The 18,766-nt window shown below is 65.2% G+C and carries 16 protein-coding genes and 1 pseudogene; 11 read left to right on the forward strand and 6 right to left on the reverse strand.

Annotated features, from left to right (window positions below; genetic code table 11):
* Nucleotides 1-182: 182 nt before the first annotated feature.
* Nucleotides 183-461: a transposase gene (locus GO986_RS19545; RefSeq protein ID WP_157461240.1), complete on the reverse strand. Its 279-nt coding sequence runs from the start codon at nucleotides 459-461 to the stop codon at nucleotides 183-185.
* 281 nt (nucleotides 462-742) lie between these two features.
* Between GO986_RS19545 and GO986_RS19555 the strand changes: the two are divergent.
* The 4 genes and pseudogenes from GO986_RS19555 (at nucleotide 743) to GO986_RS19570 (ending at nucleotide 5,225) form a co-directional block, all read left to right on the forward strand.
* Nucleotides 743-1,763, forward strand: a pseudogene (locus GO986_RS19555) (IS4 family transposase).
* Nucleotides 1,764-1,767: 4 nt separating this feature from the next.
* Complete coding sequence (locus GO986_RS19560; RefSeq protein WP_157461191.1) at nucleotides 1,768-3,150, forward strand: recombinase family protein; 1,383 nt, start codon at nucleotides 1,768-1,770, stop codon at nucleotides 3,148-3,150.
* Nucleotides 3,151-3,199: 49 nt separating this feature from the next.
* Nucleotides 3,200-4,579 carry a tRNA (N6-isopentenyl adenosine(37)-C2)-methylthiotransferase MiaB gene (miaB, locus tag GO986_RS19565; protein ID WP_369409488.1) on the forward strand — a complete coding sequence of 460 codons (1,380 nt, stop codon included), beginning with the start codon at nucleotides 3,200-3,202 and terminating at the stop codon, nucleotides 4,577-4,579.
* A gap of 91 nt (nucleotides 4,580-4,670) precedes the next feature.
* Complete coding sequence (locus GO986_RS19570) at nucleotides 4,671-5,225, forward strand: hypothetical protein (RefSeq protein WP_157461193.1); 555 nt, start codon at nucleotides 4,671-4,673, stop codon at nucleotides 5,223-5,225.
* Nucleotides 5,226-5,267: 42 nt separating this feature from the next.
* Here GO986_RS19570 and GO986_RS19575 read toward each other — a convergent pair whose 3' ends face one another.
* Both GO986_RS19575 and GO986_RS19580 read right to left on the reverse strand, forming a co-directional pair.
* Entirely contained in the window at nucleotides 5,268-6,218 is a 951-nt protein-coding gene (locus tag GO986_RS19575; RefSeq protein ID WP_157461195.1) for a VOC family protein, read from the reverse strand.
* Nucleotides 6,219-6,315: 97 nt separating this feature from the next.
* Nucleotides 6,316-8,400 (reverse strand): 3-hydroxyacyl-CoA dehydrogenase NAD-binding domain-containing protein, encoded by a 2,085-nt coding sequence (locus GO986_RS19580; protein WP_157461197.1) that lies wholly within the window; start codon nucleotides 8,398-8,400, stop codon nucleotides 6,316-6,318.
* Nucleotides 8,401-8,543: 143 nt separating this feature from the next.
* Here GO986_RS19580 and GO986_RS19585 point away from each other — a divergent pair, with 143 nt between their 5' ends.
* From GO986_RS19585 to GO986_RS19595, 3 genes are all read left to right on the forward strand, one after another.
* Nucleotides 8,544-9,533 (forward strand): NADPH:quinone oxidoreductase family protein, encoded by a 990-nt coding sequence (locus tag GO986_RS19585; RefSeq protein WP_157461199.1) that lies wholly within the window; start codon nucleotides 8,544-8,546, stop codon nucleotides 9,531-9,533.
* A gap of 211 nt (nucleotides 9,534-9,744) precedes the next feature.
* Nucleotides 9,745-10,848, forward strand: coding sequence for a semialdehyde dehydrogenase (locus tag GO986_RS19590; protein WP_157461201.1), 1,104 nt, complete (start codon nucleotides 9,745-9,747; stop codon nucleotides 10,846-10,848).
* Entirely contained in the window at nucleotides 10,845-12,074 is a 1,230-nt protein-coding gene (locus GO986_RS19595; protein WP_157461203.1) for an NAD(P)/FAD-dependent oxidoreductase, read from the forward strand. Before GO986_RS19590 ends, GO986_RS19595 begins: the two co-directional genes overlap by 4 nt.
* Nucleotides 12,075-12,418: 344 nt before the next feature.
* Here the strand turns inward: GO986_RS19595 and GO986_RS19600 are convergent, their stop codons facing one another.
* From GO986_RS19600 to GO986_RS19610, 3 genes are all read right to left on the reverse strand, one after another.
* On the reverse strand, nucleotides 12,419-12,961 hold the full coding sequence (locus GO986_RS19600; protein ID WP_157461205.1) for a phosphoribosyltransferase family protein: 543 nt from the start codon (nucleotides 12,959-12,961) through the stop codon (nucleotides 12,419-12,421).
* 91 nt (nucleotides 12,962-13,052) lie between these two features.
* Nucleotides 13,053-13,583 carry a phosphoribosyltransferase family protein gene (locus tag GO986_RS19605; RefSeq protein WP_224576909.1) on the reverse strand — a complete coding sequence of 177 codons (531 nt, stop codon included), beginning with the start codon at nucleotides 13,581-13,583 and terminating at the stop codon, nucleotides 13,053-13,055.
* Between the two features lie 225 nt (nucleotides 13,584-13,808).
* Nucleotides 13,809-15,191, reverse strand: a complete 1,383-nt coding sequence (locus GO986_RS19610; protein WP_157461207.1) for a YdgA family protein — start codon at nucleotides 15,189-15,191, stop codon at nucleotides 13,809-13,811.
* A gap of 179 nt (nucleotides 15,192-15,370) precedes the next feature.
* Between GO986_RS19610 and GO986_RS19615 the strand changes: the two genes are divergently transcribed.
* From GO986_RS19615 to GO986_RS19630, 4 genes are read left to right on the forward strand one after another with little or no spacing between them, the layout of a single operon-like run.
* A complete protein-coding gene (locus GO986_RS19615; RefSeq protein WP_157461209.1) occupies nucleotides 15,371-15,820 on the forward strand; it encodes a DUF4395 domain-containing protein in 450 nt (149 codons plus the stop codon).
* 58 nt (nucleotides 15,821-15,878) lie between these two features.
* Nucleotides 15,879-17,450, forward strand: a complete 1,572-nt coding sequence (locus GO986_RS19620; RefSeq protein ID WP_157461210.1) for a nitrite/sulfite reductase — start codon at nucleotides 15,879-15,881, stop codon at nucleotides 17,448-17,450.
* Nucleotides 17,447-17,986: an adenylyl-sulfate kinase gene (gene cysC, locus GO986_RS19625; protein WP_157461212.1), complete on the forward strand. Its 540-nt coding sequence runs from the start codon at nucleotides 17,447-17,449 to the stop codon at nucleotides 17,984-17,986. Before GO986_RS19620 ends, cysC begins: the two co-directional genes overlap by 4 nt.
* Nucleotides 17,983-18,696 (forward strand): phosphoadenylyl-sulfate reductase, encoded by a 714-nt coding sequence (locus GO986_RS19630; RefSeq protein ID WP_369409489.1) that lies wholly within the window; start codon nucleotides 17,983-17,985, stop codon nucleotides 18,694-18,696. Before cysC ends, GO986_RS19630 begins: the two co-directional genes overlap by 4 nt.
* Nucleotides 18,697-18,766: the final 70 nt, after the last annotated feature.

The raw sequence follows: 18,766 nt of genomic DNA on the forward strand, positions 1-18,766 counted from the left end.
TTTTCAGACGCACTTTATTGATTACGGCGTAGGTTTGTATCGATAAGGTGTTGCGGAAGGTCGATATACCGGACACGTGGCCACGCGCTGGTTAGCTTCTCCTTCAGATCCATCAAGGTGCGAGCACAGAAGTTCCCGAGAACATTGCGTTTGACGTACGCCCACACCAACTCGATCGGGCCCTACTCAGGGGCATACGGCGGCAAATACACCAACGAGAGGCGTTCCTGGCGAGCCACGAATGCCTGCACGACTTTCGCCCGATGGATGCTCGCATTGTCCAGCACCACCACAAGGTCCTCAGACGCATGGCGCAGGAGGTGGTGAAAAACGAGGATCACATCCTCACCGCGGATCGCGCCTGTTTTGGTGTTCTGCAAGAACTGCCCAGCCGACGTGATGGCGCCGATGGTCGAGAGTTTTTCCCAGTGACGAGGGGTGTGACGCCCCTGGTGGACCAGGTCTGCCTGCGCACGCCATTCATCGCAAAGCCCACCTCATCGAGATACACGAGCGTGGCGCCTTCAGCGACCTTTTTTTTCAGCTCCGGGGCCACCTGTTCTTTCCAACTGGCGATCCGAAGTTCATTGCGTTCCGCTGCTCGCCCATGGGGCATCTGCGGGGTAAAGCCCAATCGTCGCAGGTTGACTACCAGTCAAAACTCGTGAGGGAATGAAAAAATCGGCTCGTGTAGCGTGTTTTCTGCGATGAAGACACGACCGAACCGACCCCACACGATACCATGCAGAGCGCGCTGAGGTCTGCCTTCCCCATTGACGCCCGCCGCCTTGAGGTGCTGGCGGCGCTGATCCTGGCCATGGTGCAAGCCCGCAGTGTCGTGCTGTACAGCTTGAAGACCCATGTGCATCTCCCTAGACACGCGATACCAGCGGTTGCGCCGGTTTGTCCGCTTTGACGTCCCTGATCACTTGTTTGCGCGCTTCGCATTGTCATTCCTGCCACACGGCGAGCTGCACCTGATCCTTGACTGGACGACTTGGAAACTGGGCAAACAGGACATCAATATTCTCCTGCTCTCTGCCGTCTGGGAAAGGTTCAGCCTGCCGCTGATGTGGACCCTGCTGCCCCACGGGGGAGCAGTTCGCAACAGGTGCGCGAAGCGCTCCTGACTCGCTTTCTCCAGTGCTGTCCCGAGCGGTCGCTCAGCAGTCTGCTGGCAGATCGCGAATTTATTAGCAATGACGTGGTTTACGTTTTTGGATCAGCATGGCATTGCGCCCTGTATTCGTCTCCCCGCCACGACCACCATCGGGACCGGCAAATTGCCGGTCTGAGCCTGATTCAAACAGCTCCAGACGGGTGAGATTCGTCGCTGGCACCGACGAATGGTGGTCTACGGCGTGTCATTACGTCTGTGTGCCACCAAGAATGCCGCTGGAGAAGTCTTGTACTTGGCGTACCAGGGCCACGCGTCAGTGAATCTGCGCCGCTATGCGCAGCGCTGGCAAGCAGAAAACCTGCACTCGGCCCTCAAAACCAGAGGCTTCAATCTGGAAGACACCGGCCTCACGCAGGCGGAGCGCATTTCGATCCTGCTCACCTGCGTGTCGGCCGCCTTCATCTGGGCCTGTGTGACGGGCCAAGTCCTGGCCGCCCAGCAGCCCGTAAAGCGGAAGAAACACGGACACCGCATGGTGTCCGCGTTCCGACTGGGTCTCGATCATCTGCAAGATCTCCTGCTTCATCCGTCGCCTTCGTCCTGGCAAGCACTTCAGGCTCTCATGCTTAGTTTCGACGGGTAGTCAGGTGACCAACCATCCTTCTCTACCAGCAGCAATTTACCTCCGCGTGTCCGGCAAGCTCCAAGCCGGGCCTGACCGCTATGGCCTTCAGGCCCAGGAGCACGAGAGCCGCGCCTACGCTGCGCGCCTGGGCCTGAAGGTGGCGCGCGTGTACGTGGACCACATCACCGGCGTCAGCGATGACCGGCAGGCGTTCGGACAGCTGCTCAAAGATGCCCCGGCCTACAGCGCCGTCATCCTGGGCGTGCAGGACCGCCTGGCGCGCGACGTGCCCTTGAGCTACACCATGCTGGGCGCCCTGCAGGACGCCGGCCTGAAGGTCTACAGCGCCGGTGAGGGTGCCCTCGACCTGGACGATGACTCCTCGGCCCTGGGCTTCGGGATCCGCGCGGTGATTGCCGATCAGGAGCGCCGCCGTATCCGCAAACGCATGTATGGCGGCAAGCTGGCCAAGGTGCGCGCCGGGCAGCCTGTGGCCCCCCTGAGCGCCTACGGGTGGCAGCGCGATGTCCTCCACGAAGAGCAGGCGCGCACCGTGCGCTGGATCTTCGACCAGCTGGAAACCAAAGGCACGCTGGCCGTGGTCAATGCCCTCGAAGCCCAGGGCGTCCCCTCCCCCACCGGGCGGCCACGCTGGCAGAAAAGCACCCTGCTGCAGCTGGTGGCCAACCCGGTCTACAAGGGCGTCTACGAGTACGGCCGCAAGGGCGAGCGCCTGACCCTGCCGGTCGAGGCCCTGGTGACCCCAGAGCAGTGGGCGCGGGTGAATGCGGCGGTGGTGGGGCGCTTCCGCAACCAGGGGCGCGCCGGGTCGCTGGCGCACATCTACCATCTGCAGGGCGTGGCCCACTGCGGCAGCTGTGGCAAGACCATCACGGCCTCCGAGGTGCAGCACCTGAAAAGCGGCGGCACGCTGCGCTACTACTTCTGCCGGGGCACCCTGAAGATGGAAGGGGCCCATTGCCCCCACCGCACCTACTACCGGATCGAGGAGGTGCATGAGGTGGTCGAGGCCGCCCTGGGCCAGCTGGCGAGCGACACGGCCGCCGTGCTGGGGTCGGTCGAGGCCGTGCCTGAAGTGCGTGCGGCGCCCCAGGACGCCCTGGCCCGCCTGGACGCCGAATGGGAGCGCTGGAAAGGGGCGTTGCGGGCCGGCGCCATCGAGCCCGAAGAGCTGGCCACCGAACGCCGGCGCATTGACGCAGCGCGGGCCCGGCTGCTGGAGGCCCCGGCCACGACACCCCAGCTCGACGTGCAGGCCTGGCAGGCCGCTTTGCAGGAGCAGCGGGCCCAGCTGTCTCTGGGTGAGGCGCTGCGCGCGGCGGGGATCACGGTGCTGCTGTCGCCGGGCGGGGCTGTGACATTTCGAATACGGGCCAGCGGGTAGAATCGCCGAATGCGTTTTGCGGAACTTCTGAACAAAGGAAATCTATAAGGTGCGCGCCCACCTGATTACTTACGGCTGTCAAATGAACGAGTACGACACGCACCTCGTTCAGTCTCAACTGGTCAGTTTTGGCGCCGATATCGTGGAATCGGTGGACGAGGCCGATTTTGTCCTGATTAACACCTGCGCCGTGCGCGGCAAGCCGGTCGAGAAGGTGCGCAGCGTCCTGGGGAAGCTGCGCAAGGCCAAAGAGCACCGCCCGCTGGTGGTGGGCATGATGGGCTGCCTGGCGCAGCTGGAAGAAGGGCAGCAGATGGCCCGCAAGTTTGGCGTGGACGTGCTGCTGGGACCAGGCAGTCTGCTGGACATCGGCAAGGCGCTGGAAACCAACGACCGGTTCTGGGGGCTGGCCTTCAAGGATGAGCTGCACGACCACATTCCGCCGCCCCCCACTGGCAAATTGCAGGCGCACCTGACCATCATGCGCGGCTGCGACCACCACTGCACCTACTGCATCGTGCCCACCACGCGCGGGCCACAGGTCAGCCGCCACCCGGACGATATTCTGCGCGAGCTGGACACTCTTCTGGCGGCGGGCGTGCAGGAAGTGACCCTGCTGGGTCAGAACGTGAATGCCTACGGGGTAGACGGTGGGGCACGGCTGGGCGGTTACCCGAGTTTTGCCAACCTCCTGCGTCTGGTCGGCCAGAGTGGCGTCCGGCGCATCAAGTTCACGACCAGTCACCCCATGAACTTCACCGAGGACGTGGCCGCCACGATGGCCGAAACCCCGGCGGTGTGCGAATACGTGCATCTGCCGGTGCAAAGTGGCAGCAGCCGCGTGCTCAGGCGCATGGCCCGCGAATACACCCGCGAGAAGTACCTGGCCCACATTGCCGATATCCGCAAGCACATGCCGGATGTGGTGCTGGCCACCGACATCATCGTGGGCTTTCCCGGCGAGACTGAGGAGGACTTTCAGGAGACCCTCAGCCTTTACGACGAGGTCGGCTACGACAGCGCCTATATGTTCGCCTACAGCGCCCGCCCCGGCACGCCCAGCTACAAGCACTTTGACGACCTGCCGCGTGAGGTCAAGACCGAGCGCCTGAGCCGCCTGATTGCCAAACAGAAAGACTGGAGTGCCCGCAAGAACGCTGGGAAGATTGGCACGGTGCAGGAGGTGCTGCTGCGCGGCGACGCCCACGACGCCAACTTTCTGGAGGGCCACACGCGCGGCAACCACCCCACGGTCGTTCCCAAGGTCATGGGCATCACGGGCGCAGGTATCTATCAGGTGCGTATCAACCACGCCACGCCACATGTCATGTACGGCAAGCTGCTGGACGCCCAGGGCAACGAGCTTCCCGAACTGCCCAAGCACAACCCCGAAGCAGCGGCTCTGAGTGCGCCACTGGCGATGGCCTGAGCCGCGCCGTCCAATGTCTTTTAAGCCCGCCTGAAGATACCCTCAGGCGGGCGTCACATTCGGGTCAGGATGAGCGAGCACAGTGAAGCGCATGAAACGAGTAAGTATGGCAGCGGTAGGGGTAGCAGGGCTTCTGGCAAGTTGCAATGTAGTTGTAATCCCGCCCGATTATATAGGCGATAATAGTGTTCAGTTGAGAACCACATTCATCCAGGAAGGAACTAACGCCTACGTTGCGTGCGACCGTATTTTCTTCAATGATGGAAGCAGTAATACGCAGAACATCGTCGTAGCAGAGTTCGCGGGCAGTGGTTTTAATTTGGCGACCCTGGAACTCACTGGCGATATTTCTCAATCAAAGACTGCCAAACAGTTCCCCGTAAGTGACCTAAGAACCTCTAATCGCGGCAATTATCTCATTGATTACGTGGTTGACAGTGGGGTCTTGCCTGCCAGCGTTGAGGCTCAAGCAATCGCCACGAAGCCACTGTACCGCTACGTCCGAACCTCGAACGTGCAGAGGGGCCGCTTCAATGGCAAGGTAACCGTGAGCAACAACTCCAGTTCCGACAGCGCCACCTCGCAGAACTACATCCCGGTGTATACCGCTTGTACCGCGCTGGGTGACGCCGTTTCTCCCGATTGAATGTCAAACAAAAGGCGGCCCCATATGGGGCCGCCTTTTTTCTCAGGTCAGCGGCGTCAATCCCGCTTCAATCTGTGGGCGCCTGGGCTCCAGAAACGGCGCGAGAATCAGGGTTTCGCCCAGGTGGGCCGGGTCTTCATCCACGGCGAACCCAGGGCCGTCTGTGGCCAGTTCAATCAGGACGCCCTGCGGCTCCCGGTAGTAGATGCTCTGAAACCAGTGGCGGTCCACCTCGCCGCTGGTGCGCAGTCCCAGGCCGCTCAGATGGGCATTCCAGGCGTGGTAGTGCCCGTCTTGCACCCGCAGGGCCAGATGATGCACGCCGCCGGCGCCAGGGCGGGCTGGGGGCAGCGCAGGGTTAATGCGCAGGTGCAGTTCGGCGTGGGGACCTCCTTCGCCCATCTGGTAGACCTGAACGGTGTGCGCCGCGTTCTCCGGATCGGGATAGGTGCCGCTGGCCGTCAGCCCAAACGCCCGCTCCAGCACCCGCGCAGTGGGAAAGAGGTTCGGCAGGGTCAGCTCAGCAGGCCCCAGGCCGTAGATTTGATGCTCTGCGGGGACAGAACTTCCTGTCCAGACCACGCCCTGAGGCCCACCCTCGACCAGACTCAGGCGCTGTCCCTCAGGGTCGTGGACGTCCAGATGCGGCCGCCCAGCGCGGGTGACGGGTGTGACCTGAAGGCCCTGCTCTTCCAGATGTCCCCGCCACCACTCCAGCGACCCCAGTGGCACCCGCAAACTGGTGCGCGAGATGCTGTGGTTGCCGGGCTGCTCGGGCGGCACTGGCCACTCGAAGAAGGTCAGGTCGCTGCCGGGACTGCCCTCAGCATCGGCGTAGAACAGATGGTAGGCAGTCACGTCGTCCTGATTCACGGTTTTCTTGACCAGCCGCAGCCCCATCACCCCAGTGTAGAAGCGCAGATTTTCGCGGGCATTGGCGGTAACGGCCGTGACATGGTGCAGGCCATGCGGAACAAGAGGGATCGTCGTCATGGTTCTATCCTAATCGTTTAATGTTGAGCGATTGTGATGGGCCAACGCTGGCTAAGGTGGATGACCGCTAGAGGGGGGCTGGCCCGCCTCAGCCCCCCTAGCTCCTCGGTTCCTTCTCCCAGTCCGCAAACGTCTTGCCCTCCCCTGCCAGCCGTTCCAGCAGCGGCGCGGGGGCCTTGCCGTAGCGTTTCAGGTCGTCGACTACGCCTTGCAGCCCCTGCTCGCTGGCATAGTGCATGGGCCCACCCCGGTAGGCCGGAAACCCGTAGCCGTAGATATAAATCACGTCGATGTCGCCGGCGCGCGCCGCAATGCCCTCGTCCAGAATCCTGGCGCCCTCATTGACCAGGGTGGCAGTCAGGCGGCGGGTAATTTCATCCTGGGTGAGTTCGCGCGGCGTTACGCCCTTCTCGGCGCGGTAGGCGTCAATCAGCGCCTGCACATCGGCATTTGGGCGGGGCCTGCGGTTCTCGTCGTAATCGTAGATACCGCCGCCCGTCTTCTGTCCTTTCCGCCCAGTTTTCACCACGCGGTCCAGCCAGCCGTCCGGCTCGGGTTCGCCGCGTTGCTGCGCCCGGTGGACGCGGATCGCGTGGCCGATGTCCAGCCCAGCCATATCGGTCATCTGAAACGGCCCCATCGGCAGGCCCAGGGCGTTCATGGCGGCGTCCACGTCACCTGGGGCCGCGCCTTCCTCGACCAGCTGGCGGGCTTCCTCGCCGTAGCGGTGCACCATGCGGTTGCCCACAAAGCCGTCGCACACGCCCACCACCACGCCCACCTTGCCGATCTGTTTGGCGACCGCCATGCTGGTCGCCAGCACCGAGTCGCTGGTCTTGTCCGCCCGCACGATTTCCACCAGTTTCATCACGTTGGCGGGGCTGAAAAAATGCAGTCCGATCACCTGCTGGGGGCGCGAGGTCACAGCCGCAATCTCGTTCACATCGAGGGTGCTGGTGTTCGTGGCCAGGATGGCGTCTGGCCCCGCAACCGCGTCCAGACGCGTGAAGATGTCTTTCTTGACGGCCATACTCTCGAACACAGCTTCAATGATGAGGTCGGCGTCCTTCAGGTCTGCGAGGTCGAGGCTGGGGGTCAGCAGGCCCAGTCTCGTATCCACATCCTCGGCGCTGATGCGGCCCTTTTTCGCGCTGCTCTCGTAATTGCGGCGGAGGAGGCCCAGGCCCCGGTCCAGCGCCTCCTGACCGGTTTCCACGATGGTCACGGGAATGCCCACGTTCAGGAAGTTCATGGCGATGCCGCCGCCCATCGTGCCCGCCCCAATGACGCCCACCCGGCGGATAGTGGTGGCGGGGGTGTCTTTGGCCAGCCCGGGCACGCGGGCACTCTCACGCTCGGCAAAGAAGATGTGGCGCAGTCCGCGCGACTGCGGCGACTCGCGCGCTTCCATAAACTTGACCGCCTCGGCCTGCCAGCCCTCCTGAAAGGGCCGGGTGGCCGCCAGTTCCGCGAGGTCAATGATGAGCGACGGCGAGAGTTGGCCCCGGTGGGTTTTGTTGATGGCTTCGCGGGCCTGCGCAAACAGTTCTGGGGACGCGCCCACCACCTCTCGCTCGCTGATGCGGGGCAGGGGACGCGCGGCGGCCACGCGGCGGGCAAACGACAGCGCCCCGGCCAGCAGGTCACCCTCCACCAGTTCATCCACCAGGCCGATGGCTTTCGCTTCTGCCGCGCCGATAGGCGAGCCCGACAGCATCATCTCCAGCCCCTTAGGTGCGCCCACCACGCGGGGCAGCCGCTGGGTCCCGCCCGCACCCGGCAGCACGCCCAGCTTCACCTCGGGCAGCCCCAGGCGGGCGCCCCCTACGGCCACGCGGTAGGTACAGGCCAGCGCCAGTTCCAGACCGCCGCCCAGCGCCGTGCCGTGCAGCGCAGCCACCGTGGGCTTGGGAAAGGCGTCCAGTTTTTCAACCGTGCCGCGCAGGTCGGGCGCCTGATCGCGCGGCAGGTTAAAGGTCTTGATGTCGGCGCCGGCCACGAAGGTGCGCCCACCGCCGATCAGAATCACGGCTTCAATGGTGTCGTCGGCGGCAGCGGCCTCCAGACCGGCTTTCAGGCCCTCAGGCACACCAGGCGAGAAGGCATTCACGGGGGGGTTGTTGATGGTCAGGACAAGGACAGAGCCTTCACGGGTTTGCTCGACCAGTTGGGGGTTAGTCATGGTGGGGTGGCCTCCTTGGGTGGGGGCGGGGGAAGGGCTTGAGGTTGGCGGCCCCAGCTTTCCACGATTCGGAAAGGGGGTCAAACACGCGCGCGTTCACTGTGTCCGTTCACGTTCATTCTGGGCGGAGTATGCTGCGCCGCATGACCGACACCATGCAGGCTATCCGGGTCGAGCGTCTTGGCCCTCCCGACGTGATGCAGCTTCAGGACGTGCCCGTGCCGCAGCCTGGCCCCGGTGAGGTGCGAATTGAGGTCGAGGCCGTGGGCATCAACTTTGCCGACGCCCTGGCCGTGGCCGGCGAATACCTGACGCGCACCCGCGTGCCCTACACGCCAGGCATGGAGTTTGCTGGCCGGGTGGAATCGCTGGGCGAGGGCGTCAGCGGCGTGCAGCCAGGGCAGCGGGTGGCGGCGCTGGGCGGCAGCGGCGCCCTGGCCCGCTACGCCACTGTGAACGCGGCGGGCCTGATCCCCGTGCCCCAGAGCCTCAGTGGAGCGCAGGCCGCCGCCTTTCCGGTGTCGTACTTCACGGCCTACCACGGCCTGAAGACGCTGGGCCACGGTCAAGCGGGCGAATGGGTGCTGGTGCAGGCCGCCGCCGGCGCGCTGGGCACCGCCAGCGTTCAGCTGGCCAAGGCCCTGGGCCTGAACGTCGTGGCCCTGGCCAGTACCGAGGAAAAGCTGGACCTGGCCCGCCGCCTGGGCGCCGACGTGACGCTGCGGCAAGATGACCCCGAGCGCGTGCAGAAAGTCAGGGACGCCGCTGGCGGCAAGGGCGTACCACTGATTCTGGAAGTCGTGGGAGGCGCGCGCTTTCAGGAAAGCCTGGACATGGCCGCCAGCCAGGGCCGCATCATCGTAATTGGCAACGCCAGCCGGGAACAGGCGAACCTGCGCCCTGTCGAACTGATGAAACGCAACCTGACCGTCACGGGCCTGTGGCTGACCAGCCTGATGGGAGACCGCCAGGCCACCGCCGAGGCTGCGCAGGTGCTGGGCGAACTCGTGGCCAGCGGACAAGTGGTCCCCCAGGTCGGCCCCACCTACCCCCTGGCCCAGAGTGCCCAGGCGTTTCAGGACCTTCTGGACAGAAAGACGACCGGCAAGGTGATTATCGAACCGGGGCAGTAAGGCAACAGGCGACTCCCCTGCCAGGCCCCCCATCAGGGGCCTTAATTTACTTCATCAAGAAATCATCTTAGACTGAGTACACATCTGAGGCCAACGGTGGCATCCGCTTCCGTTGGCCTCATGTTGTGTCCGCTTCCGGTCACGCCCTGGTCATGGACCGCCAGTCACAGTGCCTGCAGGTCCAGTCAATACGCTCCCCTGTGAGGTCGCTATGAACGATGCCCCCTCTGCTCCACGCCACCCCGTTGCCTTTCTCGTGCATCCGCGTACCAATGTGGCGCGTGACCTGGGCGGCATTCTCAGGCCCCTGGGCTGGGTGCCCAACCGCGTGTACGACGCCGCCCTGCGCCGATTTGACCTGCCCGCACCTGTTACAGGAACCCTACGCTACGCGGACCGCCCAGCCGAGACTGCCGCCTGGCTGCTGACTGTGCCGCTCACACCAGCCAGCCTGCTGCAAGGAGGGCGCCGCGTGCAGCGCATTATTGATGGAGCAGTAAGTAAAGCCGCTGCCCTGGGCGCACGCACCGTGGGCCTGGGTGCCCTGACGGCGCCGGCCACGGCTGGGGGTGCGGCCCTGCGTCACCGCACCGATGTGGGCATTACCAATGGCAATGCCTTTACCGCTGCCATGACCTTTCTGGGCGCCGAGCGCCTGCTGAGCCTGTGCCCTCCAGACGCGCGCATTGCCCTGGTCGGCGCCAGCGGCAGCGTCGGCACGCCCCTGACCCAGCTGCTGGCCCGCCGCACCCAGCAGCCCCTGCTGCTGGTGGCCCGCAACGAGGCCCGCCTGCTGAGCCTGCAAGCCTCGCTGCCGGCGGGCCGCGCCGAGGTCACCACCGATATGCGCCGGGTGCGCGAGGCCGACCTTGTGGTCCTGCTGACCAGCGCCACCGACGCCGTGCTGCGCAGCGAACATCTGAAAGAAGGAGCAGTGGTGCTGGACGATACCCAGCCGCGCAACACCAGCCCTGAACTGCTGCAGGAACGGCCCGATGTGCGCGTCATAGACGGCGGCCTGGTCAGCGTGCCGGGCGTGCAGCGCAAAGGCTTTATCGGCTTGCCACAGGGAGTCGCCTACGCCTGCCTGGCCGAGACGCTGCTGCTGGGCCTGGCGGGCCATCAGGGGCACTACTCGCTGGGGCGGCCCCGTCTGGAGCAGGCCGAAGAGATGCTGGCACTGGCGGGCCGCTTTTCGCACCTGGGCTTTACCCTGGCTGCCCCCCATTCGTTTGGCCAGCCGGTCGAACTTGAAGAGGCCGCCGCAGGCTCCGCGCCCGTGCCCATGGGGCCGCTGGCTGGGGCGCAGGCGTGAGCGCGGCGGCGCAGGTGGTCATCGTGGGCGGCGGCTACGTGGGCCTGGACGCCTACCGCGCCCTGATGCGGCAACTGGGTGAACAGGTCAAGCGCAGGGAGGTAACAATTACCCTGATTAACCCTGTCCCGTACCACACCTTCCACGGCTTCACGGGTGAGGGGCTGGGGGGCCTCGTGCCCCTGGCGCATACCCTCACGCCCCTGGCGCCCCTCATTCCACACGCGCGATTTGTCCAGGGCCAGGTAACACAGGTAGACCTGGAGGCACAGCGGGTACACGTGGCGCAGGAGGACGGCGCGGAGACCTGGTTGCCCTACGACCATCTGGTGCTGGGGGTCGGCTCCGTTGACCCGCTGGACCAGGTGCCTGGCCTGCGCGCCCATGGCCGGCGCCTCAAAAATTCACGCGATATGCAGGCCTTCCGCGCTGAGGTGACCGCCCGTTTCCAGGCCCGCCAACCCACCACGTTCAACGTGATTGGGGGCGGCTACGCGGGTGTGGAGATGGCGGCGGCCCTGCGCGAGCGCCAGCAGCGTGAAGGCGTGGGAGGCGAAGTTCATCTGCTGGCCAGTGGTCCGGTGCTGGAGACCCTGGGTGACCGCCTGGCCCCACTGGCCGCCCACGCCCGCACCTCGTTACGCCGCGCTGGGGTCCAGGTGCATGAAGGCGAGCGGGTCACCGAACTGGTCGCGGCTGGCGCTCACGCTTCTCGCTTCTTTCCCGCTGACCTGACCCTCTACGCTGCCGGGATTGCTCATACGGCCTTGCCCGGCACTGAGCGTCTGCCCCGCGACGCACGCGGCCGACTGCTGACCGACGAATTTATGCGGGTGCCGGGCCACGCGAACATCTGGACTGGCGGGGACGCCGCGCGGGTCCGCCGTCCCCAGCGCGACGAGGACTGTCCTGTCAATGCCCTGTGGGCCATGAAACATGGCATGTGCGCTGGCAACAACATCGGCCGCAGTTTGAAAGGCCAGCCCCTTCGCCCCTTCGCCTACCGCGGCCTGGGTCAGAGCGCCAGCCTGGGACTGGGCGACGGCATTACTGAACTGCTGGGCATGCGCTTCACAGGCCCACTGGCGTGGGTGATGCGCCTGGCCTTTTTCGCCTGGTTCATGCCAAGTAAGGCGCAGGGCGCACGTGTGGTGGCCGACTTGTTGTGGCGGCGGCCGAAAGCGGTGCGGGCCGCCGCAGTGGACACACCCAGCACGGTGGCCTGATCGGAAAATCCGGCATCGAGATACAGCACCCTGTCGCTATGAGCGAGCTTGCCGAGTGAGTTTCTGCGCCGAGCCGATGAGCGGTGTGAAAGAGCTGGTGACGCACTTGAGGCATCAAGACACGGATGAGAGGTGTGAATGTAGAAGCGGTTAGACCCCCTCGTCTAGCCGCTTCTGCATTCACTAATGGCGCTGTTGAGTCTTCGTCTTATACGGATTCCGTTTGTTTCGTTAACAAATCGGGAAAACGCCGATTTGCCAACTCCACGTCCGGAACCCGTTTTTCTCCTTCTCGCTCCGCTCGGATTTCATCGTTTTTGCAAACGATTCAATCGGAGTCCGTATTACAGCGTCTTCGGCAGACTTTGCAGGGCCACCAGCGGCAGGGTGCTGTCCCCCTGACGGAAGGCCGCCAGATAGCCGTTGACAGTGCCGCCGGCCCGCTCTACCAGCCGCGCCAGCGCCTGCGCCGTGCCGCCTGAGGCCACCACATCCTGCACCACTGTCACCTGCTTGCCCTTCAGACGCGCGGCGTGCGGGCCGTCGAGCCACAGCGTTTCGGCCACGCCCAGGGTCATGCTAGGCACATCCTGAATGATGGGGTTTTGCATATAGGTGCGCCGCTTTTTACGGGCACAGACATATGGGAGGCCCGAACGGTCGCTGAGTTCGTGCGTCAGGGGCAGGGCGTTGGTCACCACCGTCAGCAGCACCTCGGTGCCCTCAGGAATGAGAGCCACCATCTCCTGCGCCACGGCGTTCGTAAATTCGCTGTCGCCAATGAACTCCACCAGCGGCACACGGCCCATGCCTCCGGCTCGAACAGTGGGGAGGGTGCGCGACACGCCGCCGATGGTCACGGTCAATTCCTGCTGGGTGCTGGTCATGGCTCAGGCTAACGCACCCACGTCAGGTCTGTCACAAAGACGCGCAGAAACGTCCAGGGCCGCTGGAACGCCTCTGCGCTGCCCGACGGGTTTACTTGAACAGGGGCAGGTGGCCCAGCGCCGTGACCTCGGGGCGCTCCTGGCCTTCGGTGAACACAGCAACCACCGCCGCGACCTCACCGCCCACCTCTTCGATAATCTGGCGAATCGAGTGCAGGGTGCCGCCACTGGACACCACATCGTCCACGATGGCGACCTTGCGGCCACGAATTTTTTGCACGTCAAAGCCGTCCAGCACCAGCATCTGCGGCTTACCCGTGGTAATCGAAATGACCTCGCGCGCCACCGGGTCCACCATGTAAGGTTTCTGGGTCTTGCGGATCACGATGTAAGGCTTGCCGCTTTCCCGGCTCAGCACATGCGCCAGCGACAGCGCCTTGACCTCGGGGGTCACCAGCACCTCAATCTCGGCGGGCAGGAGGGCGGCCAGTTCGCGCCCAGCCGCCTCGGTGACTTCGGTGTCACCCAGCATGTTAAAGAGGGCAACACTGACGCCGGGCGCAACGGGAACGATGGGAAGCTCGCGGGTAACCTGACCCACTTGAACCTTGAACGTCTTCACTCTGGGTAGTGTACGGCACCGCTCTGACCCTGCCTGCTCGTGTTCAGCCCCAGGCAGCCGACGACCTGGAGACCTCAAAGAGGGCAGCGAAGGACACCCTCTTTGCCTGCAGAGGCGCCTCAGCTGTTTCCGCACGCTCAGGGCGACCTCCGCAGCACCACTCAACCCTGTGGACTGCTGAGAACCGGTTGAGGGCTTGCCTTTCAACAGCGCTGGGTTCCGTGCTCAGAAGTCGGCCATACTCTGGCCGTTGAGCGTGGGCTCACCCTGGTTCAGTCGCAGGGCCAAGCTCAGGGTGTCACCGCTGCGCTTCAGGTAACCTGCCTCGATAAAGGCGTCGAGGTTGTCTTCCAGGCCGCGGCCAAAGGTGCCCAGCAGGCCGCGCATCGCGGCTTCCGACCCCTGCAAGTTGGCCTGCACGTCCAGCAAGCCCAGCGCCCCCGTGGGTTCTTCCAACAGGGCTTTCAGGTCGCTGTCACTTAGGGCAGTGGCGCCGGGGAGGGCCGCGCTGCCCGTCAGCAGGACTTCGCCGCCCTCACCTTTCAGGCTCAGCCGGTCCAGGGTCAGGACTGGCTTGTCCTTGACCAGGGCCAGCAGGTCGGCGCCCGCCTGCTTCTCCTGCTCGGGGGTCAGGGCGTTCAATCCGCCCGCCGCCGAGGCCGCGCCTGTGGTCTTGCGCGTCTCATCCAGCAGCACCAGGAGGCGGTGCAGCGGGGCCTGGGCCAGGTGCCCGACCCCCAGGTGCAGTTGCACACCGCCGTAACGCTGGCCGGCGCCCTCGGCACGGCCGATGTCGTAGTTCATGGCCACGTCGTAGTGTTCGCCCTTCAGAGCGCTCTGGGCTGTGACTGCCACGTCCTGCACATTAACCTGCTCGCTGCCGTCACCCAGGCGCACCTGCGCCAACTTCAGGGTGCTGCTGCCGGTGCCCAAGCGGTCTTCCGGGCCGCTGCGGCGCAGGTCGCTGGTCAGGGTCACATTGCCCACCTGACCCGAGCCGTCCGGGCCGCTCATCTGGAGGCCAGGCCAGGTCAGGTTGGCGCGGGTCTGGAGCCCACGGACCTCAACCTGGCCTTTCAGTGCCTGCCAGGTCAGCTTGGTGCCCTCTTCTGTCACAGTGCCGGCCGGCACGCCAAGGTCGCTGGTGGTGTCGCCGTTCAGCGCAATGCGGGTCAGCAGCTTCGGCTTGTCGGCCGGAAAGGCCCGCTCGTACCCCGCCTGAAGTTTGGGGTCTTCAAAGCGCACCGTGGTATGAATCACCGCTTGCCCGGCCGCCTGAAAGCCGGGCAACGGCCCGTGCTGAATCTCGTTGGTCACGAGCAGGTTGACCGGCGCCGCGGCGTCCGTGAGGGTCACGCGCATGGTCTGGGTGCTGCGGGTCAGCCCCCGCTGGTAAGACAGCTGCTCCACCTTGGCGGCGCCGCTGGCCTGGGCCGAAAGCTGGAGGCCGGCCGTCAGGTCACGGGTGAGGGTCTGGGCACGACTGGAAAACAGGGCGGTGGCCCCGGCGTAGGTGCCGGCCAGCAGCAGGGCCCCCACCCCCAGCAGCAGGGGCAGAGGGCGGCGGCGGGCGCGGGGACGGGTGGGGGCCGGTGGGGGAACAGTCATGGCAACTCCTGGCAGTGAAGGGGCAAAGGCAAAGCTCAGTCTTCCGGCAGGCTACCGGGCGCGGCGGGGGCGCGTTGCCTCATGTGTGGCCAGCCTCCGGCCCCTGTCCCGCCCCTGCCAAGACAGGTCACCAATTGTTGACTTGTTTTGTCTCCCATAAAGGTTTACCTTTTTTGTCAATGATTGCTTCTGCCTCTCCCCTTCCGGCCCAGACCGACCTCAGCGCCCTGAAGTTCAATGCGTGGCTGGTCGTTGTGGTGACGGCCCTGGCTCTGCTGTCCAGGCTGCCGGCACTGACGCTGGGGCTGGGGGCAGCCATGCTGCTGGGCGCGCTGATGCCGCAGCGCTCGGTGCTGCGCGCGGCCTACCGAATGCTGGGGCCACGGGTGGGCCTGACCCCCGAGGTGGTCGCCGAAGACCCGCGCGCCCACCACTTTGCGCAGGGCGTGGGCGGCAGCTTTCTGCTGGCCTCGGGGCTGCTGTCCCTGTCTGGTCTCTGGGTGGCCGCTACCGTACTGGGGCTGACGGTCATGGCCCTGGCCCTGCTCAACCTCTCGCAGAAGATCTGTGTGGGCTGTCTGATGTACTTCCAGTTTCGCCGCCTGAGGTACGCCCTGCTGGGGCGCTAAAGGTTCAGACCACCGCCCCACCGCCGTCTCCTGCCCCCATATAAGGAAGCCACCTGCCATGTCCGACATTGAAGCGCTGAAAAAAGAAGTTCCTCCCTTCCAGATTTTCGACCTGATTCCGCAGTACGCCGCCCAGGGCTTTATTGACCCCGAGCGCATTGACCTGCTCAAGTGGGCGGGCGTCTATCCGCAGCGCCCCCAGGAAGACGGCTTCCTGATGATGCGGGTGCGTGTGCCCGCCGCCGAGTTCTCCAGCGCCACCCTGCGCGAGGTCGCCAATATCGCCGAGGAGTACGGCCGCGGCTTTCTGGACGTGACCGACCGTCAGGCCTTTCAGTTTCACTGGCTGACCATTCAGGATATTCCGCGTATTTTTGACCGCCTGGCGCCCCTGGGACTGCACCCCAAAGGCGCGTGCGGCGACACGGTGCGCGCGGTGATTGCCAGCCCCCTGGCCGGCCTGGACGCCCGCGAGATCATAGACGTGCGCCCGCTGGCCTTTGCCATGGAAGGCAGCCTGACCGGTAACCCTGACTTTCAGGATCTGCCGCGCAAGTTCAAGATGAGCCTGACCGCTACACCCGAGCTGGAAGGCATTCACCTGATTAACGACATCGGCTTTCTGGCGCACCGCGTGAACGGTGAGATTGGCTTTGATGTCTGGGTGGGGGGTGGCCTGGGGGCCGTGGCGCACCTGGCCAAGCGTCTGGGCGTGTTTATTCGCCCGGAAGAAGTGGTGGAGGTCGGCCAGGCCATCACGGCGGCCTACCGCGACCACGGCTACCGCCAGAACCGCAAAAAGAGCCGCCTGAAGTTCCTGATCAAGGACCTGGGCGCCGAGAAGTTCCGCGAGATTGTCGAAACCGAGTATCTGGGCCGCAAGCTGCAAGACGGCCCCTCAGCCCCCGTGGCCCGCTTCGGCGGCAACGACGTGCTGGGCATCAACCCGCAGGCCGACGGCCTGAACTATGTGGTTGTGGCCACCACCGTGGGCCGCATCAATCCCGAAAAGGCGCGCGCGCTGGCTGACCTGGCCGACCGCTACGGCAAGGGCACGCTGCGCACCACCGCCTTCCAGAACATGGTGATTCCGCACGTCGGGACAGAGGACCTGGAGGCCATCAGCGCCGAACTGGCTGCCCTGAATCTGGCGCCGAAGGCCACCATTCGCGGCACCACCATCGCCTGCACCGGCAACCAGTTCTGCCGCCTGGCCCTGACCGAGACCAAGGCGCGCACCGCCGACCTGGTGGACCACCTGGAACCCCTCACCCTGGCGCTGGACGTGCCCTTTACCATCAACCTGACGGGCTGCTCGAATGCCTGCACGCGCTATCAGGTGGCCGACCTGGGCTTCATGGGGGCCAACCGCACCGACAAGGACGGCAGCGTCCATGAGGTCTACAACGTGCATCTGGCGGGCAGCATCGGGCAGGCGCAGCGCACCGGCACCAAGCTCAGGGGCGCCGTGCCCGCCGAGCGACTGAACGAATACACCGAGGCCGTGCTGAGCGACTTCCAGGCAGGCAAGGCGCCGGGCGAGAGCTTCGTGGAATACGCCGACCGCATGGGCCACGAGCGCTTTACCCCCGACGCTGTGCTGAACGCCAAAGAAGTGGTGGGCGCATGACCATCCTGGCAGAGCGCCCCTCCACCCAAGAAGGCCGCGTGGTCTGGCTGACGGGCCTGAGTGGCGCAGGCAAAAGCACGCTGGCCAGCGCCCTGTACGCCGAGCTGCTGGCGCGCGGCATTCCCACCGAACTGCTCGACGGCGACGCGGTGCGCGAGAACCTGAGTAAGGGGCTGGGCTTTTCCAAGGCAGACCGCGATACCAACGTGCGCCGCATCGGCTTTGTGGCCGGGCTGCTGGCCAAACATGGCGTGACAGTGCTGGTCAGCGCCATTAGCCCCTACGCCGACACCCGGCGCGAGGTGCTGTCCGGGCTGCCCAATCCCCTGGAGGTCTTTGTGGACGCGCCCCTGGAGGTTGTGACGGCGCGCGATGTCAAGGGGCTATATCTGAAGGCGCTGGCCGGGGAGATTCCGCACTTCACCGGCGTCAGCGACCCCTACGAGGCGCCCGAAGCCCCGGACCTGCACCTGCGCACCGACCAGATCGCGGTGGATGAGGGGGTGCGGCAATTGCTGGTGGCTCTGGGGCTGTGACGGCTGTGGACCGGACCGAAGAGGCCCTGCGTCTCCCCTGGCTTCCCGCCGCCTTCTCGCCGGACACCGACCCGCTGGAGGTCATCCGCTGGGCGCTGGCGACCTACCCCGACCTCCGGATGCCCAGTGCGTTTAACCTCAACGGGGTGGTGCTGCTGGACCTGGCTTATCAGGCGGGCTACCGGGGCGAGGTGATCTTCGTGGACACCGGGTTCCACTTTCCCGAAACCCTGGCCACGCGGGACCGCCTGGCGGCGCGCTATCCGGGCCTGACCTTCGTGACCTTGAATGCGGGCGCCCACCCCGAGGACGGGCAGACCGACCCCACGCTGTACGCGAGCAACCCGGATGCTTGCTGCGCGGCGCGCAAGGTGACCCCCTTGCAGACATACCTGCGCCAGCAGGCCCCCTCGGCACTGCTCAACGCCCGCAGCCGCGACCAGGCCGCCACCCGCGCCGAGATTCCGTTTGTCGAAGACGGCGCGCGGGTCAAGATCAATCCGCTGGCCCACTGGACGCGCGAGATGCTCGAAGCGTACGCCGCCGCCCACGACCTGCCGGTCAATCCGCTGTACTGGGACGGCTTTCTGAGCGTCGGCTGCTGGCCCTGCACCCGCGCGGTGCGCCCCGGCGAGGATGCCCGCGCGGGCCGCTGGGCGGGCCAGGGCAAAACCGAGTGCGGCCTGTGGGCCGGCGAGGGACGCCTATGAGCGCCCAGCGATGTTCCTCCTCTTTCTTTTTGCCGCAGTAGTTGACCCCTTTTGTCCACCAAGTACGCTG

The organism is Deinococcus arboris (assembly GCF_009755355.1).
In the GTDB taxonomy this organism is placed as follows: Bacteria; Deinococcota; Deinococci; order Deinococcales; family Deinococcaceae; genus Deinococcus; species Deinococcus betulae.

Excerpts from the sequence above, each read along its gene's own strand:
- GO986_RS19620 (WP_157461210.1), top strand. The coding sequence starts at position 15,879 with ATGTCCGACATTGAAGCGCTGAAAAAAGAAGTTCCTCCCTTCCAGATT.
- GO986_RS19615 (WP_157461209.1), top strand. The coding sequence starts at position 15,371 with ATGATTGCTTCTGCCTCTCCCCTTCCGGCCCAGACCGACCTCAGCGCC.
- GO986_RS19580 (WP_157461197.1), bottom strand. The coding sequence starts at position 8,400 with ATGACTAACCCCCAACTGGTCGAGCAAACCCGTGAAGGCTCTGTCCTT.
- GO986_RS19590 (WP_157461201.1), top strand. The coding sequence starts at position 9,745 with ATGAACGATGCCCCCTCTGCTCCACGCCACCCCGTTGCCTTTCTCGTG.
- GO986_RS19575 (WP_157461195.1), bottom strand. The coding sequence starts at position 6,218 with ATGACGACGATCCCTCTTGTTCCGCATGGCCTGCACCATGTCACGGCC.
- GO986_RS19610 (WP_157461207.1), bottom strand. The coding sequence starts at position 15,191 with ATGACTGTTCCCCCACCGGCCCCCACCCGTCCCCGCGCCCGCCGCCGC.
- GO986_RS19585 (WP_157461199.1), top strand. The coding sequence starts at position 8,544 with ATGACCGACACCATGCAGGCTATCCGGGTCGAGCGTCTTGGCCCTCCC.
- cysC (WP_157461212.1), top strand. The coding sequence starts at position 17,447 with ATGACCATCCTGGCAGAGCGCCCCTCCACCCAAGAAGGCCGCGTGGTC.
- GO986_RS19570 (WP_157461193.1), top strand. The coding sequence starts at position 4,671 with ATGAAACGAGTAAGTATGGCAGCGGTAGGGGTAGCAGGGCTTCTGGCA.
- GO986_RS19600 (WP_157461205.1), bottom strand. The coding sequence starts at position 12,961 with ATGACCAGCACCCAGCAGGAATTGACCGTGACCATCGGCGGCGTGTCG.